We start from the raw sequence: 14,936 nt of genomic DNA, 5'->3' as shown, positions 1-14,936 counted from the left end.
TTAAATAGTTACACATCTTAAACACTGATTTCCATTATCTCCGTTTGGGCTCCATAATCTACAAGCCAAATCATATCCACCAGGACAATCATCATCACTTTGGCATAAATGAGCATCTTTGCAATAACCGCAAAAAGGGTTTGATATAACAGCTATTTTTAGCTTTGCAGTGGGATTTCTTAAAATGAATCCACCTGTGCTCACTTTAAAATCAACTTTATTTTCTTCTTTTAGAAGTTGGTCTTTAAAAATCTCATAGTTTCTTTTAAATCTAAGATTTTTAATATTTTCTTTTCTGTAATTTTCCTTTTCTTCAATGGTTTTAGAGAAATTTTCAACCCCTAAAAAAGCGACGATGAAAGTAAAAACACTTACCAAAAGTTCAAAAAACTGAAATTCTGATTGAAACTGAAAAATAGATATGACAAATTGTAAAATTAAAATAGCAATGACCAAACCGCAAACTTTACAGAAACTCTTTTTTGAAATTTGGTAATAAACAGAGTAAATAATTGACAACATTGCCAAACTGCTGATAAACAAAAACAAAACACTTGTCTTGGCGATAAACAACGGCAAAACAGATAAGCCAATAAAATAAATAAAACCAAAATCTGAAAAAGAAAGGCCAAGCAATTGAAGATCTTTAGACTGAATAATGGTTTTGCAGGCATCTACAGAAGAATTTTGTTTTGCTCCCACCCCGCAAAAATTTTGCAATATGGGTGATTCTTTCCCGAATTTTTCTTTGAAAATTTCATAGAAAACATATACTCCAGCAAATGACAAAATCTGAAAAACGAAAGTCCCCAAGTTCCAATGGTACGCATTTGCAAAAAGCATTACGAGAAAAGCAATCCCAAAGATTGATTTATGTAAAAAATTATTCTTTACAGCTACCTTATCTTCTTTTATTTGCTCAAAAAGCAGAATAAAATCTGTGGAATTATTTTTTAGTTCTTCAAAAGTAATTTGTTCTTCTTGATCTGCATAAACTTTTACGAGATCGCCACTTCTTTTTACGAGTGAGAAATTATTTTTATAGATCGTTATAAATTCATCAGGGAGTTCAACCCAATATTCTTTTTCTAAATTATAAGCTTCATTCTTAATGCCCAAAAAATTTAGGGTATCGCTAAATGCGAGAGCAGATGGGTAGTTGGGATGGGAATTAAATTGAAAGCGGAATTCTTCTACTGGAAGATTAAAATTGGAAATTACTTTGCGGAAAAATTTCATAGAATTTTATGAAGTTAGGTTTATTTTTTCAGAAGATTTAATTCAATAATATTATTGTCTTTTTTTATTTGGTCTTTTCTTCGCTTTTCTTCTAGTCTTTCTGTTTCTCTTCCACTTATTAAAACTCCTGTTGAATTTGTATAATCTGGAAATGTACCTGCCAAGTCAGCAATTGGATATTTACGATAATTTTTAAATATTTTTTCATATTTGGAATTTGAGATTTTAAAAAGTTTAAAATTACCTAGCTCAGGATATACAAAATTTACAGCTGTTTTTCTTATACCTTTTAATTCAAAAGTATGGTTTTTACCAATGTCTTCAATTTTTAAAATTAGACCCGGTAAGCCATAAAATTTGTATGGACCATCTTGTATTGATATTTCTTTTGTGAACCATGCAATCCACTTTCTTCCTCCGAATTCTGTCCTCGCTTTTTGGGTTCTATAACCCAATATATTATCAAATTCTTGTAAGATATTCCATTCTAAAATTATATTTTGAGAAACTAAATATTTGGAATTTGAAATGATGGTAATATAATCAATGGTAGTAGACTGTAATTGCTTTCTTACTCTATCGCTATTCATTAATTTATTAGGAGGCATCATAAAAACCCCTTTTTTGCTTTCAACCAATAATGTAGAATCAGATTTAAACTTATCCATACTATAAAATTCCGATCTGTCTTTATTTACACTAAGAGTCATTATTTCAGTATTAATGACTTTTCTGTTAGTTGAATCAGAAATATATCTGTGTTCGTAAATAAATGAGCTGTTTTGTCCATAGAAAAAACAAGAAGTAAGTATTGTAAAACTATTTATTAATAAGTATAATCTATTCATAATAATTGTACGGTTAATAAAAATATGGTTGTATATTTTCAATACAACCACATATTCAAATAAATTTAGCAGGGTGTAGGTGTAGCTCCTTGAACACACGAAGGAATGGCATTTATAACACATTCGCTACAATTAGTTGTTCCTGTCCAGCAACATTTCCAATTGCCTTTAACGTCCTCAATACGTTTTCCGCCGCTTAAAGTTTTTAACTCTTCTCTAGAAAGTTTTTTTAAATTTTTCATTTTTTTTAATTATTTAATTTTAGTAATAATTTTGCCATATAATCCCTGGCATGGGCTACATACTAATCTTGGCTTTTCCTTGCTCTATCTGCACGTGCACATACGAAAGAACAATGCTTATCACAATTCTTAGTTTTCCAAATCTATAAAACATCTACCACACAAAAAACCAAAAATTATAGCTTTTTATAGGCTATAATTTTGAAATACGAAAAATTGTATTAAATTCGTTCTACCAAACACATATTTCACAAAATGACGAACGAGAAATTGATTTCTGCAAGAAAGGCAAAAAAAATGACGCAGACGGATATCGCAATCTATCTTAAGATCAGCCAGCCTCAATACTTTAAGAGAGAAAAAGGGCAAGTGAAAATCATAGACACAGAATGGAGCAGTATTGCCAAATTGTTGGGAGTGCAAGTAGAAGATATTTACGAACCTTTTGCCGGACAAATTACTTTGCATGATCAACTGAGTTTAGAGATCGATTCTTTGAAAGAAAAATTAAAAATGTTGGAAGAAAAAGATTAATATACCTTACTTTTAGCAATTATTGTTTTTACTGTTTCAATGAATTCACTTTATATTTCAGAACAGAATTTTAATCACATTGCTTTCTCAGAATCTCCTTTACAGTCAGGTGAATACGAAAACTGCACCTTCAAAAACTGCAACTTTGAATACGCCGATCTTTCCGGTTTTAAGTTTAATGACTGCGGGTTTACAGACTGTAATCTGACTATGGTTAAATTAAATTCTACCGCGTTTCGGGATGTCAGTTTTAAAGATTCAAAAATGCTCGGTCTTGCTTTCGATTCCTGTAATGATTTCGGTCTTTCCTTTAAATTTGAAAACTGCCTGCTCAGTAATTCTGTATTTTATAAATTATCACTCAGAAAAACAGTTTTTAAAGACTGCATCCTTCACGAAGCCGATTTTTCTGAAACTGATCTTCGAAACGCTGCATTTCTGAATTGTGATCTTTCAGGTGCCACTTTTGACCGTACCAACCTTGAGCAGACCGACTTTAGAACCGCTTACAGTTTCGCCTTTAATCCCGACAATAATAGAATGAAAGGAGCAAAATTTTCTCCTTCAAATCTTTCTGGTTTACTGCTTCATCATAAAATTATCATCGACAAAAATGCATAAAAAAACCACCCCAAAAAGGTGGTTTTATTCTATTTTAAATCAAATTTAATTTATCAAATCAAACTTAGCATATTCAGCAACTTTTTTCGGAAGTCTAATTCCTTCGGAAGTCTGATTATTTTCAAGCAAAGCTGCCATAATTCTTGGCAAAGCCATTGCAGAACCGTTCAAAGTATGCACCAGTTGGGTCTTTCCGTCTGCTTTGTAACGGCACTTCAATCTGTTCGCCTGGAAGGTTTCAAAATTGGAAACTGAGCTTACTTCCAGCCATTTTTCCTGAGCAGCACTCCACACTTCAAAATCGTAAGTCATCGCAGAAGCAAAACCAGTATCGCCACCACAAAGTCTTAAAACTCTATAAGGAAGCTCAAGATCACTTAAAATCTCCTTGATATGTTCTACCATTTCTTCCAAAACAGCATAAGAATTTTCAGGCTTTTCGATTCTTACAATTTCTACTTTCTCAAACTGATGAAGACGGTTCAGACCTCTTACATGAGCACCGTAGCTTCCCGCTTCTCTTCTGTAACACTGAGAAAAAGCAGTATTTTTAACCGGAAGATCTTTCTCCTGAAACAAAACATCGCGGTAAAGATTCGTCACAGGAACTTCAGCTGTAGGAATCAAAAATAGTTTTCCTACAGTAGTGTTATTCGCAATTTCATACATCTGTCCCTCTTTGTCAGGCAATTGTCCCGTCCCGAAACCTGAAGCTTCGTTTACAACGTGAGGAGGATTCACTTCCATATAGCCTTTGTCCACATTTTTATCTAAAAAATACTGAACCAAAGCTCTCTGTAATCTCGCACCTTTTCCAAGATAAACCGGGAAGCCTGCACCGGCAATTTTCACTCCCAATTCAAAATCGATCAGGTTGTATTTTTTTGCGAGTTCCCAATGAGGAATTGCACCTTCGCCCAAACCTGCCACGTCGTGAGACTGATAGATAATTTCGTTGTCATCCGCAGATGCACCAGCTTTTACCTGCTCATTCGGAATATTCGGAATTTGATATAAAATGTTGGTCAAATCTACTTCTAAACTGCCCAGTTTAGTCTCCAGTTCTTTGCTAGACTCTTTATATTGTGCAGTTTTAGATTTCGATGATTCTGCCTCTTCTGTTTTGCCCTCTCTCATTAAAATCCCAATTTCTTTGGCGATTTTATTCATTTCGGCAAGTTGAGAATCCAATTCAAATTGAATTTTTTTTCTTTCGTCGTCGGTAGCAATTGCTTCGTCTACCAATTCAGGATTTTTGAATTGTCTTTTTTTAAGACCTTCTAAAACGCGTTCCTTGTTGTCGCGCAAAAAATTGACCTGTAACATATTGGGTTTAAAGTTTTAGGTTTAAAGTTTAGGGTTTGATTTAAAGTTTTTCTTTCAAAGGATTGTGAACTTCAAACCTTGAACATTAAACTTTAAACTGTTCCTGCAAATTTAAATTATTTTGTAATGGTAAATGTATTTCCGGAGGTCGAGGTTTTACTGAAAACTTCATTTTTATTATAAAAAACTTTAGCAACTTCAAAAACATCAGGAGTCCAACGGTACTGAATTTCCATGGTGTCTCTCACTTCCGTAAAAAGGGTGTCGTTTACTTTTTGATTCATTCTGAAAGCAATTTTAGACTGGTAGATTCTGTTGTCGCTGGCATCTGAAGAAAGCAGTTTTCTGGTGGCTCCGGCGGTGTACTCAAAAAAATACGTAGAATCTGCCTGCATCGTGGGACCGGAGAAAGATACCGGAGAACTGTCATTTTCACCAAAAACATCATTCATACTGAACTGTGAGTACGAACCTACTTTTGCAGGATTCAAAAGATCCTGTCCACCAGATGTTTTCATGTAAAAAGTCATAATCTGATCAATATTCTGCAGGCTTTCTTCGTCCCTTCTACAGCTGAGAAGCGCCAATAAAAAAAGTGATATTCCCCAAAAGGATTTTTTCATAGTACAAAGGTAATTTTTTTTATTTAAGATGAGAAAAACTTCCGCCTTCCGTTATCTGTACTTTAAAAATATTTCTGATACCAAAGTTCAAATGTCACAAGCTGCCAGATTTTTACGCTGTCGTAAACTTCTGTTTGACCGTTTTTCCACTGATCGATGATTTCTGCGTTAAAGAAATTTCTCTTTTTAAGACTTTCGAGGTTTTCGGTGATGAAACTCTGAACTCTTTCATTGTTCTTTATAAAATAGTTCAGGGGAAATGAAAACCCTTTTTTGGGCATATTCAAGACTTCTTTTGGAAGATAATTTCCAGCAACTTTTCTCAGCAGAGGTTTGTTTTGAATACCATTAAACCTGAATTTCTCCGGCAGTGTTGAGACGAAATCAATTAACTCATTGCTCAGATAAGGGTAACGGAATTCTACACCATATTTCATGGCACTGAGATCATCTCTGAAAACGTGGTGCGACGAAAGTGAATATTTCATATCATATTCAAAATAACCTTGATAGTTTTTGGTTTCACTTAAATGAAATCTAGTTAAATCTGTATTGAGTGTTTTAAAAATATCAGATTTAAAAATATTTTCAGCCTCCAAAGGCTTCATTCCGACCTGACTCTGACGGAAAAAATCAAACATAAAATCCTGTGAAAAGTAATTTTTAACCTTCTCAGAAAACGGGTTTTTAGTTAAAATAAAATTTCGGACAAAATTGAAATTCTTCAGCAAAAACCATTTTTTAAGTTTTAAAGTATGACCGTAACCAGCAAAAAGCTCATCCGCTCCATTGCCGCTCAAAACCACTTTAAAGCCAGATTTCTGTGCAAATTCTGCTGCGTTCATCAGCACTTCCAGACTTGAATAGGGTTCTTCAAAATGCTGAATATTCTCTTTTAAATCTGCTAAAACTTCGTCATCGCTCACCGTTTTTATATGGTGTTTAATTTCAAGTTTTTCAGCGACCAAAGAAGCGTTTTTCACTTCGTCTTCAGCAAATTTATACTGAATAGTAAATGCGTTGACATCATTTTTAAAAGGTTTTGCTTTTGAAGTAATTAAAGTAGAATCAATTCCTCCGCTCATCATGCTTGTGACCGGAACGTCGGCATAAAGTTGCTCGGAAACACTTTTAGAGAGCAATTCATCGATTTTTATTACCGCTTGTTCCTCAGTAATTTCAGAATTAATTTTTGAATTTAAAGTCCAGAATTTTTCTTCTTTAATGGAATGATTTTCTAAATCTAAAATCATCAAACATCCGGCTTCTAAAGAAAAAATATCTTTGAAGCAGGTTTCCGGAGCTAACGTGGTTTGAAATAGAAAATTGGTGTAAACGCCGTTCCAGTTGATCTCGGGTTGTACAAATTCGTTTTTTAAAAGAGATTTTATTTCTGATGCCCAAACGAGTCCATCATCATTTTTACTATAAAATAATGGCTTCAAACCCATTCTGTCACGGCCGAAAATGATCTTTTTCTGATTTAAATCTACAATGCAGATGGAAAACATGCCGTCCAGCTTTTCAAACATAGAATTTCCCCAGTGTTCGTAAGCTTTCACAATGACTTCTGTATCGGAACTGCTTTTAAAATGATAATTGAAATGTTCGAGTTCAATGCGTATTTCTTTAAAATTATAAATCTCGCCGTTAAATGTGATGATTACATTTTCATCCGTTGAAGTCATTGGCTGGTGCCCGTTTTCCGAAAGATCAACGATAGAAAGTCTGCGGAAACCCAATGCCAGATGAGATTTTTCATTATCAAGAATCGGGAAGGTTTCTTTGATTTTTTTTGTTGAATCAATTCCCGAAAAAGATTTTCCTTTATCTTGATTTAAAAGCCAGAATCCCTCATCATCTGGGCCTCGATGCTGAATTGCTTTATTCATTTCCAGAATATTCTTCGTAGAAATTTCTTTATTGAATAAATAATAACCGCAGATTCCGCACATGATTTTGTTGTTGTGGTGTAAAAATAAGAAAAGTGCAGGATTTTCAGGGATTTTACTTTTTCAGAAATTTCAGTTTAATCTCATTGAAATCTTTTTTAGAAATCAGAAAATCTTTAAAACCAAATGATGTTGAACGGTAAAAATGAAAGAATAAAATCAATGCTGAAACGCTGTAAGAAGCAACCGTTGCAGCTCCGGCTCCATCAATTCCGTATTTTGGAATAAGGATAATTGATAAGATAACAGTCACAATTAAACCTGCTACCGATTTGATGTTGAGGATTTTAAGGTCTTTAATTCCTGAAAAGTAATATCCCACCATATCGCTGACTGCAATGGCGAAAATTCCGGGAGATATGATGAGTATAATTTCTTTGGTATCTCGAAAAGTGCTTCCGAAAATGACCTCGTAGACAGAAGCAGGTATTAATATTATTCCTAAAATAAATATCAGCATCAGGTTAAACGAAAGTTTTAGTGAATGCTTGGTTTTTAGAATAGATTCTACCCTGCTTTTACTGTTAATTACTTCAGAATACAGGACTACAGCGATGCTTCGGGTAATCGTCCAGATGGCTTCGGCAAAGGTAATTCCTACAGAAAAGATTCCTACAGCAGAAATTCCCTCGTAATGTTCAAGAAAATAAAATGAAAGTCTGTAGTTTAAAAACTGAATCAGCGCGCTGAGCTGATTTTTCCAGCCGTAATCAAACATATTTCTGAAAACTTCCGATGAAAATGTAAACTCTGAACGCTTGCATTTTTTAATAATCTGAAAAAAACTGATTAAAAATAAAGTGAAAAGGCAAAAAATCTGCGCTGTAAAATAACTTGAAACGTCTTTTAAATTTAAAATAAATATAAATCCGAATAGAAAAATGACATGTAAAAGTTGCTGTAAAACAGTGTAAAGATTAAACATTTTGATATTCCGCATGCCAATAAACAGATTGATGTTGACAGATAAGAGTGCGGAAAACATTGAAATTCCAATCAAATGAAAAAGATACGCCGACTGTATTTCCGAAAACGAAAAAATCAGCGGAACTGTGATACCGGTAAGAACAGACCACCAATAAGAGTACATTATAATCTGTTCGGTCTTAAACTTCGATGCGAAAAAAGAAGTGCTGCTGCCAGAAAAAATACTGCTGAAAAAACTTACAATTGCGGCATTGGCAATCACAATCGAGATAGTTCCTTTGCCTTCACTTCCCCAAAACTGTGTAGAAAAAATCACCATTCCGAAACTCAGAATGAGAATTAGAAAGCGGGACACAAATGTTTTGAGAATGGTGAGCATCTTACCTGTCTGTTTTTATAAATTGTATGAAGGAATCTCTGATCACATTCCAGTTGTACTTTTCTCTAAAAACTTCCGATGCTTTTTGTGCGTGATCGTGATAAATTTTAGAATTTTTGACATAATTTAAAATGATATCTGCAATTTTTTCTGCATTATCAGGCTTAACTAAAAAACCAAATTCTGAGACATCTATGTGCTTGCGGATGCCTTTTAAATCTGAATAAATGACAGGTTTTCCGGCTCCGATGTAGTAAAAAAGCTTGATGGGAAGTGAGTGGTTGTTTTCAAAATTCAGCTCGCGTAAATCAAAACAAAGGTCAGCTTCGGCAAAACTTTCCGTGAATTTTTCAAATGTTGTCGGTTTTTTTATTTCGATATTTTCAAATTGATATTCAGACAAAATTTTTTCAAAATATATTTTATCTTCTTCATTTCTTGCAGATCCGATGATGAGAATTTTGATCTTAACGTCATTGTCTTTTTTTCTAACCAAATCAATCGCTTTAAAAAAATTACCAATTCCTTTATCCTGAGAAATCTGTCCGGTGTAACAAACCGTAATTTCGTTTGAATTTAAACTATTTATATTCGAAAAAATAAATTTTGGGTCAGGATAATAAGGAAGTATGATGTATCTTTTGAACGGAAAAAAATAAGCCAGCGGGAATTTCTTGGTGTCTTCCCCGAAAATAAAATCTGAGCTTAAAAATCCTGCATAAAGATTGATCATAAAAAATTTTAAAGCCTGAAAAATTTTAGCCGGATAAGGAATGGGGCTGAGCATCGACATCGCGGGATACCACTCTGTAACATCATAAATGACGGAAGTTTTTTTTGTTTTTTGAAATTTTTTTGCTGCAGATACAGCGAGCGGTTCTGAACAGATAATCATATCAGGTTGAAAACATTTACAGACTTTAAGGAAAACTTCAACCTTTTCCTGAAAGGATTGATTTAAAATAGAGTAGGATTCAATCTGTAAATTATCTGAAACTTCAATTAAATTTTCGCAGAGGCTCGTAATCTTAACTTCAAAACCATTTTCAGCAAGCGATTTTGCCTGATGATAATAGATGCGGTCATCTTTCGGATGATGCGCCGTGGTTAAAAAAAGCACTTTTTGCATTTGAAGTATCAAAATAACAAAATTTCCTCTGAAGTCTCAAAATAAATTGGAAACCGCAAAGGAAATTTGAAATATTGAGTTGAAAATTATTTAATAACCGAAGCCCAGCTTCTCTCGAAAGGCAGGAGGAAATTTCCTAAAAACTCGAGGTACGTATTTTTTGAAAAGTCGAAAACATCAATGTCTTTAGCGATTTCTCCGCTTCTCACTTTTGATTTGAAATCGATCAGTTTTAATGTTTTCACTTCGCCATTTTCTACAAAGCTCGCTTTCATTCTGTCGAATAATCCCAGCTGATATTCTTCGTCAATTTCACGCATAATTTTCCCAAGAGCATCGATGCTGCAGCCGGATGCCATCTCCTTTTCCTCATCTACACAAATCACAATGAACTGATTTTTTTCGATTTTAAATGAAGACGAAAGTGGTTTGCCGTGAGCAGCCCATGTTGCGAGAAAATCGTACAGTTTTTCTGTGATTTTTTTTGCTTCAACAGTTGCAAACGGTCTTGATGCAGGATATATAATGACTCTGTAGTCGTTGGCTTCTACAATATCAGATTCTTCAATTTTCATATGCTTATATTTTATCTGTAAAACAAAATCAGCGATTGTGATTTGATTTCAATAAATTTTAAAGTGTAAAATTAAGCAATTTTCCCGATTTTAAGATTAGGAAATCTTTTACTTAAACTATAGAAAAAAGTCATCAGAAGCAGCGCAATAAACGGAAAGAAAAATCTGATGGCCGCCGACTGCGGAAACAAAACGAATTTGATGTAAACATTAACAACAAAACAGATCGCGAATAATCTTATAAATCTGTCTTTCGTAAAACAGAAAATGCCGATCATCATTGCAATACACGAGACAGTTACTTTTTTGAAATACAGTAATTTGGAGAGAAGAAAGCTGAAATATTCCGACATTGTGAATTCCGCTGGCTGTTTACTGATAAAAGGTCTTCTGTAGATAAATGTGTCATAGAAAAGTGCCTTCCAGCCGGGATAATTGTAATAATGCAGAATGGACGCATACAGAATAATCAGAAAAACAGATTGAAGCACAATCAAATAATTAAGTTTTCTTGAAGAAATATATTCATAAATAGCCTGAGTGGCATAAAACGTAAGTGAAAATGTAATGTAATCTGGTCTTACAAAGACAATCAAAAACTGAATCAAAAACATTATCCACTGATTCCATTTTCGCAGGAATGCAATCATAAACAGCACCATAAACTGAAAAATGAACATATCCGGCGTTGAGATTTGTGCCATGTGCGTCATCGGATCAAGTAAACAAATGCCGACAGAAATCAAAAAACTCAGCCATGGATTTATCGGAAAGATGGTTTTCAAAACAAAAAATAGGAGAATTCCGGAAATAAAATAAGAAATGATGCTGAGAATTGTGACAGACATTGGTCCTGTAAAACCAATTTTGTACAATGCCAGTAAGGTTAAATTATAACCAACTTTTATCTGAAAATAAGGAAGTTGCTCGCTAAATGACTGTGTATCTTTTGCAAACCACTGACGGGTTTCGTCATACAGATCAATTCCAATTATATCAAGATATTCTTTTTGGGGAGCTTCTTTTTTAATTTCCCGGTATATTCTCGCGTGAATTTCTTTTGGTTTGTCAGGCTCCAAAATGGTGTAAAAACACCCCATGTAACCGGGCATATCCCAGTCGTACATTCTGTTTTTAAAGTTCCAGATGCTTAAAATAAGCATTGTAATAAGTGTGATGAGGAAAGAGAATTTCCACTGAGATTTTAGATTACTAAACAATCTACTTTCCTCCACGCACCTAAAGTTAGAGATCTTCAGCTTCCGCCAAAAGTTCCACAATATCTTTTACCTCTACCTCAGTGTTTTTGTTGAAATGCTTTACACCGTCTGTCATCATTGTATTACAGAACGGGCAACCCGTTGCGATCACCTGTGGTTCTACAGAAAGTGCTTCTTCGGTACGCTCGATGTTTACATCTTTTTTACCTTTTTCAGGTTCTTTAAACATCTGTGCGCCACCTGCACCACAACATAAGCCGTTGGTTTTGCAACGCTTCATTTCTACCAGTTCGGCATCCAATTTTTCCAAAAGCATTCTTGGAGCCTCATATTCGCCATTCGCTCTTCCGAGATAGCAAGGATCATGGAAGGTGATTTTCTTACCTTTAAACTGTCCGCCTTCAATTTTCAGACGGCCTTCTTCCATAATGTTTTTCAGAAACTGAGTGTGGTGTATCACCTCGTAATTTCCACCCAATGCTGGATATTCATTTTTTAAAGTATTGAAACAGTGTGGGCAAGCCGTCACGATTTTTTTTACTTCGTAAGCATTTAAAACTTCAATGTTGGTTAAAGCCATCATCTGGAAAACGAATTCGTTTCCGGCGCGTTTCGCAGGGTCTCCTGTGCAGCTTTCTTCCTGTCCTAAAACAGCAAATTCAACCCCGATTTTGTTTAATATTTTGCAGAACGCTTTGGTTATTTTTTTGGCTCTGTCGTCGAAACTTCCTGCACACCCTACCCAGAAGAGAACTTCCGGAGATTTGCCTTCCATTGCGTAATCGGCCATTGTTTTTATAGTGAAATCCATTTTATTCAATTTGAAAATGTGTCAATTTGAGAATTTGAAAATAAAACTGAACGTCGAATTTTCAAATTTCCAAATTAATTAAATTATCTTATTAGTCTTTTGCCCAGTTAAGACGATCCGCCTGATTATATTGCCACGGTGCTGCATTATTTTCTACATTCGTCATCATCAGATTTAATTCCTGTGGAGCGGCAGACTGTTCCATTACCAAAAATCTTCTCATTTCAAAAATGATTGACAGCGGATCTAAAAGTATAGGACAAGCCTCTGTACACGCATTACACGTGGTGCAAGCCCAAAGTTCTTCTTTTGTAATGTAATCGTTCAGCAGTTTCTTGCCATCGTCTTCAAACTTGCCGTTTTTATCGATATTTCTTCCAACTTCTTCCAGACGGTCTCTGGTTTTCATCAATATGGCTCTTGGCGAAAGTTTTTTACCTGTAATATTTGCGGGACAAACAGAGGTACATCTTCCACATTCGGTACAGGAATAGGCGTTCAAGAGCTGAACCTGATTAAGATCAAAAACATCTTCTGCACCAAATTTCGACGGAGCTTCTTCTGCGCCTTCAGCCGGAGCTGCGTAAGGATCAGCATTTGGATCCATCATTAATTTAATTTCTTTTGTAACAGAATCTAGATTATTAAACTTTCCATACAAATCTAAATTCGCATACCAAGTGCTTGGAAATGCTAAAATGATATGTAAATGCTTTGAATAATATAAATAATTCATGAAGAACAGAATTCCCACGAAATGAAACCACCAGGCTCCTCTTTCAAAGATTTCCAAATAGATGCTGTCAAAGCTGAAGATCTCCAGAAATGGCACTAATGTAATCTGGCTGACAGGGAAACTTCCGTGTGCTGCTAAACTTCCACGTTTCTGTAAAATAAGATCGGTGGAATTCATCATAAAAAAAGCTGCCATTAAAGCAAACTCAATGATCAGAATCCAGTTAGCGTCGTTTTTTGGCCACCCGAAAAGTTCTTTCATTGTAAGTCTTTTCACCCCATAAAAATTTCTGCGTATAAAGAAAATTACAACTCCAATGATTACTAAAACAGCAAGAATCTCTAAAGTTGCTGTAAAAATGTTATAAAAAGTATCACCAAAAACTGAAGAGAGAAAACGGTGTGTGCCGAAGATTCCGTCTACAATAATCTCAACTAATTCTATGTTGATAATCACGAAACCTACATATACAAAAAGGTGCAAAATACCTGCTACAGGTCTTGCACTCATTCTGCTCTGTCCCATTGCCACACGGGCCATGGTTTCCCAGCGTTCTCCTTTTCTGTCACTTCGGTTGATTTCTCTTCCCAATCTGATGTTTCGGTAGATCTTTTGAAGACTTTTGGCAAACAACCCGAACCCGGCAACCAGTAAAATCAGAAAGATTATATTATCGATATACTGCATATCAAAAAAGGTTAAAATTATTCTTTATTTGCATTTTTACCAAATACAGAGAAATTCACGTAACGTTTAGGATTGGCTTTAAAATCTTCCAGAAGAGCGTTTAGATTTGTAGATGCTGAGTTTAAATTATTGTAAAGCTGCTCGTCTTTCATTATCTTACCTAAACTTCCCTCACCACGGTCAATTCCTCCAATTACTTTGTTCAACTGTCCTACTGTAGCATCAAGATTTGCAATTGTAGCGTTTAATTTTTGAACGTCGATGCTTTCTGCAAGATTTCCGTATTTGTCTAAAGTAGTTTTCCCACTCTGCATAGTTAGACTTGCTTCGTCAAGCACCCTTTGAAGTTTGGGATCATTGTTTCCCACTAATTTGTTGACACTACCAGCAGTGTTTTCCAGAGCGCCCACTGTTCTGTTTAAGTTATGAAGTAAAACTTTTATTTCTTCTCTGTTTTGGGCATTCATCACCTGGTTGGCGTTTGCCATTAAAGAATCTACTCTGTAAAGCACAGTCTGAAGCTGATCTTTAACCGGACCTACCTGAGAAGAAAGGCTATTAAGCATTCCAAGTTTATAGGCACCTTTTAGAGTGTCACCGTCTTTGGCAGTTGCTCCGCCATACATCAGGTTTAGCTTCATTTCTTTACCAGACATTAATCCCGGTTCAAAAATTTCTACAGAAGAGTTTCGGGAAAACTCAAATTCGTCATCTACAGTAAGTTTAACTACGAAGCTGATCTTTCCATCTTTAGCTCTCACAGGAATGATTTTGTCTACCTGACCCACCTTAAGACCATTGATGGAAACGGGTGCAGACTGTGTAAGCCCTTCCACGTTTTCATACTTAGCGTAAAAAACATTATCTGTTGTAAAGAGACTTTTTCCCTTCATAAACTGAAATAAAACGACAAAACCGACTATCGCCAGAAGTGCAATAAGACCGGCCTTTAATTCTTTGGTGAATTTCACTTGGTATATTTTTCTAATGAGCAAATATAGTACATTTAAACAAATGTATTAAGCTGATGCCCTGGGTTAATTACAAAAAAAACGGCAAAAACTTTGCCGCTTTAATTATGTAGATG

The 14,936-nt window shown here is 34.9% G+C and carries 15 protein-coding genes; 2 read left to right on the top strand and 13 right to left on the bottom strand.

Annotated elements, in window-relative coordinates; translation table 11 throughout:
• The 3 genes from ASG31_RS01905 to ASG31_RS19140 all read right to left on the bottom strand — a co-directional run bounded on the left by ASG31_RS01905 (position 1) and on the right by ASG31_RS19140 (position 2,329).
• On the bottom strand, positions 1-1,239 hold the full coding sequence (locus ASG31_RS01905; RefSeq protein WP_056027329.1) for a vitamin K epoxide reductase family protein: 1,239 nt from the start codon (positions 1,237-1,239) through the stop codon (positions 1-3).
• Between the two features lie 20 nt (positions 1,240-1,259).
• Positions 1,260-2,087, bottom strand: a complete 828-nt coding sequence (locus ASG31_RS01900) for a GLPGLI family protein (RefSeq protein WP_157844428.1) — start codon at positions 2,085-2,087, stop codon at positions 1,260-1,262.
• 65 nt (positions 2,088-2,152) lie between these two features.
• On the bottom strand, positions 2,153-2,329 hold the full coding sequence (locus ASG31_RS19140; protein ID WP_410493178.1) for a bacteriocin-like protein: 177 nt from the start codon (positions 2,327-2,329) through the stop codon (positions 2,153-2,155).
• Between the two features lie 255 nt (positions 2,330-2,584).
• Between ASG31_RS19140 and ASG31_RS01895 the strand changes: the two genes are divergently transcribed.
• Together ASG31_RS01895 and ASG31_RS01890 are read left to right on the top strand one after the other, a co-directional pair.
• Positions 2,585-2,863 carry a helix-turn-helix domain-containing protein gene (locus ASG31_RS01895; protein ID WP_056027323.1) on the top strand — a complete coding sequence of 93 codons (279 nt, stop codon included), beginning with the start codon at positions 2,585-2,587 and terminating at the stop codon, positions 2,861-2,863.
• Positions 2,864-2,902: 39 nt separating this feature from the next.
• On the top strand, positions 2,903-3,484 hold the full coding sequence (locus ASG31_RS01890) for a pentapeptide repeat-containing protein (RefSeq protein ID WP_056027321.1): 582 nt from the start codon (positions 2,903-2,905) through the stop codon (positions 3,482-3,484).
• Positions 3,485-3,529: 45 nt separating this feature from the next.
• Here the strand turns inward: ASG31_RS01890 and serS are convergent, their stop codons facing one another.
• The 10 genes from serS to ASG31_RS01840 all read right to left on the bottom strand — a co-directional run bounded on the left by serS (position 3,530) and on the right by ASG31_RS01840 (position 14,820).
• Positions 3,530-4,810 carry a serine--tRNA ligase gene (serS, locus tag ASG31_RS01885; RefSeq protein ID WP_056027319.1) on the bottom strand — a complete coding sequence of 427 codons (1,281 nt, stop codon included), beginning with the start codon at positions 4,808-4,810 and terminating at the stop codon, positions 3,530-3,532.
• A gap of 116 nt (positions 4,811-4,926) precedes the next feature.
• Positions 4,927-5,433 (bottom strand): hypothetical protein, encoded by a 507-nt coding sequence (locus tag ASG31_RS01880; RefSeq protein WP_056027316.1) that lies wholly within the window; start codon positions 5,431-5,433, stop codon positions 4,927-4,929.
• A gap of 62 nt (positions 5,434-5,495) precedes the next feature.
• Positions 5,496-7,388 carry an asparagine synthase (glutamine-hydrolyzing) gene (asnB, locus tag ASG31_RS01875; RefSeq protein WP_056027312.1) on the bottom strand — a complete coding sequence of 631 codons (1,893 nt, stop codon included), beginning with the start codon at positions 7,386-7,388 and terminating at the stop codon, positions 5,496-5,498.
• A gap of 52 nt (positions 7,389-7,440) precedes the next feature.
• Entirely contained in the window at positions 7,441-8,691 is a 1,251-nt protein-coding gene (locus ASG31_RS01870) for a polysaccharide biosynthesis C-terminal domain-containing protein (RefSeq protein ID WP_056027309.1), read from the bottom strand.
• Position 8,692: 1 nt separating this feature from the next.
• Positions 8,693-9,820 (bottom strand): glycosyltransferase, encoded by a 1,128-nt coding sequence (locus ASG31_RS01865; RefSeq protein WP_056027306.1) that lies wholly within the window; start codon positions 9,818-9,820, stop codon positions 8,693-8,695.
• A gap of 86 nt (positions 9,821-9,906) precedes the next feature.
• Positions 9,907-10,395, bottom strand: coding sequence for a hypothetical protein (locus ASG31_RS01860; RefSeq protein ID WP_056027303.1), 489 nt, complete (start codon positions 10,393-10,395; stop codon positions 9,907-9,909).
• 71 nt (positions 10,396-10,466) lie between these two features.
• Entirely contained in the window at positions 10,467-11,558 is a 1,092-nt protein-coding gene (locus tag ASG31_RS01855) for a hypothetical protein (protein ID WP_056027300.1), read from the bottom strand.
• 82 nt (positions 11,559-11,640) lie between these two features.
• A complete protein-coding gene (locus ASG31_RS01850; RefSeq protein ID WP_056027297.1) occupies positions 11,641-12,426 on the bottom strand; it encodes a (Fe-S)-binding protein in 786 nt (261 codons plus the stop codon).
• A 91-nt stretch (positions 12,427-12,517) separates the two neighbouring features.
• Complete coding sequence (locus ASG31_RS01845) at positions 12,518-13,849, bottom strand: (Fe-S)-binding protein (protein WP_056027293.1); 1,332 nt, start codon at positions 13,847-13,849, stop codon at positions 12,518-12,520.
• Between the two features lie 17 nt (positions 13,850-13,866).
• The gene (locus ASG31_RS01840) at positions 13,867-14,820 is read right to left on the bottom strand and encodes an MlaD family protein (RefSeq protein ID WP_056027290.1); all 954 of its coding nucleotides are present in this window, start codon (positions 14,818-14,820) and stop codon (positions 13,867-13,869) included.
• Between the last annotated feature and the right edge of the window lie 116 nt (positions 14,821-14,936).

The organism is Chryseobacterium sp. Leaf404, from assembly GCF_001424145.1.
In the GTDB taxonomy this organism is placed as follows: domain Bacteria; phylum Bacteroidota; class Bacteroidia; order Flavobacteriales; family Weeksellaceae; genus Chryseobacterium.
This window is presented reverse-complemented; position numbering and strand designations above follow the sequence as displayed.

What these genes read in the sequence shown, in the direction of transcription:
- ASG31_RS01900 (WP_157844428.1), bottom strand. Translation starts at nt 2,087, where the DNA reads ATGAATAGATTATACTTATTAATAAATAGTTTTACAATACTTACTTCT.
- serS (WP_056027319.1), bottom strand. Translation starts at nt 4,810, where the DNA reads ATGTTACAGGTCAATTTTTTGCGCGACAACAAGGAACGCGTTTTAGAA.
- ASG31_RS01890 (WP_056027321.1), top strand. Translation starts at nt 2,903, where the DNA reads ATGAATTCACTTTATATTTCAGAACAGAATTTTAATCACATTGCTTTC.
- ASG31_RS01860 (WP_056027303.1), bottom strand. Translation starts at nt 10,395, where the DNA reads ATGAAAATTGAAGAATCTGATATTGTAGAAGCCAACGACTACAGAGTC.
- ASG31_RS01870 (WP_056027309.1), bottom strand. Translation starts at nt 8,691, where the DNA reads ATGCTCACCATTCTCAAAACATTTGTGTCCCGCTTTCTAATTCTCATT.
- ASG31_RS19140 (WP_410493178.1), bottom strand. Translation starts at nt 2,329, where the DNA reads ATGAAAAATTTAAAAAAACTTTCTAGAGAAGAGTTAAAAACTTTAAGC.
- asnB (WP_056027312.1), bottom strand. Translation starts at nt 7,388, where the DNA reads ATGTGCGGAATCTGCGGTTATTATTTATTCAATAAAGAAATTTCTACG.
- ASG31_RS01895 (WP_056027323.1), top strand. Translation starts at nt 2,585, where the DNA reads ATGACGAACGAGAAATTGATTTCTGCAAGAAAGGCAAAAAAAATGACG.
- ASG31_RS01880 (WP_056027316.1), bottom strand. Translation starts at nt 5,433, where the DNA reads ATGAAAAAATCCTTTTGGGGAATATCACTTTTTTTATTGGCGCTTCTC.
- ASG31_RS01865 (WP_056027306.1), bottom strand. Translation starts at nt 9,820, where the DNA reads ATGCAAAAAGTGCTTTTTTTAACCACGGCGCATCATCCGAAAGATGAC.
- ASG31_RS01850 (WP_056027297.1), bottom strand. Translation starts at nt 12,426, where the DNA reads ATGGATTTCACTATAAAAACAATGGCCGATTACGCAATGGAAGGCAAA.
- ASG31_RS01855 (WP_056027300.1), bottom strand. Translation starts at nt 11,558, where the DNA reads ATGCTTATTTTAAGCATCTGGAACTTTAAAAACAGAATGTACGACTGG.
- ASG31_RS01905 (WP_056027329.1), bottom strand. Translation starts at nt 1,239, where the DNA reads ATGAAATTTTTCCGCAAAGTAATTTCCAATTTTAATCTTCCAGTAGAA.
- ASG31_RS01845 (WP_056027293.1), bottom strand. Translation starts at nt 13,849, where the DNA reads ATGCAGTATATCGATAATATAATCTTTCTGATTTTACTGGTTGCCGGG.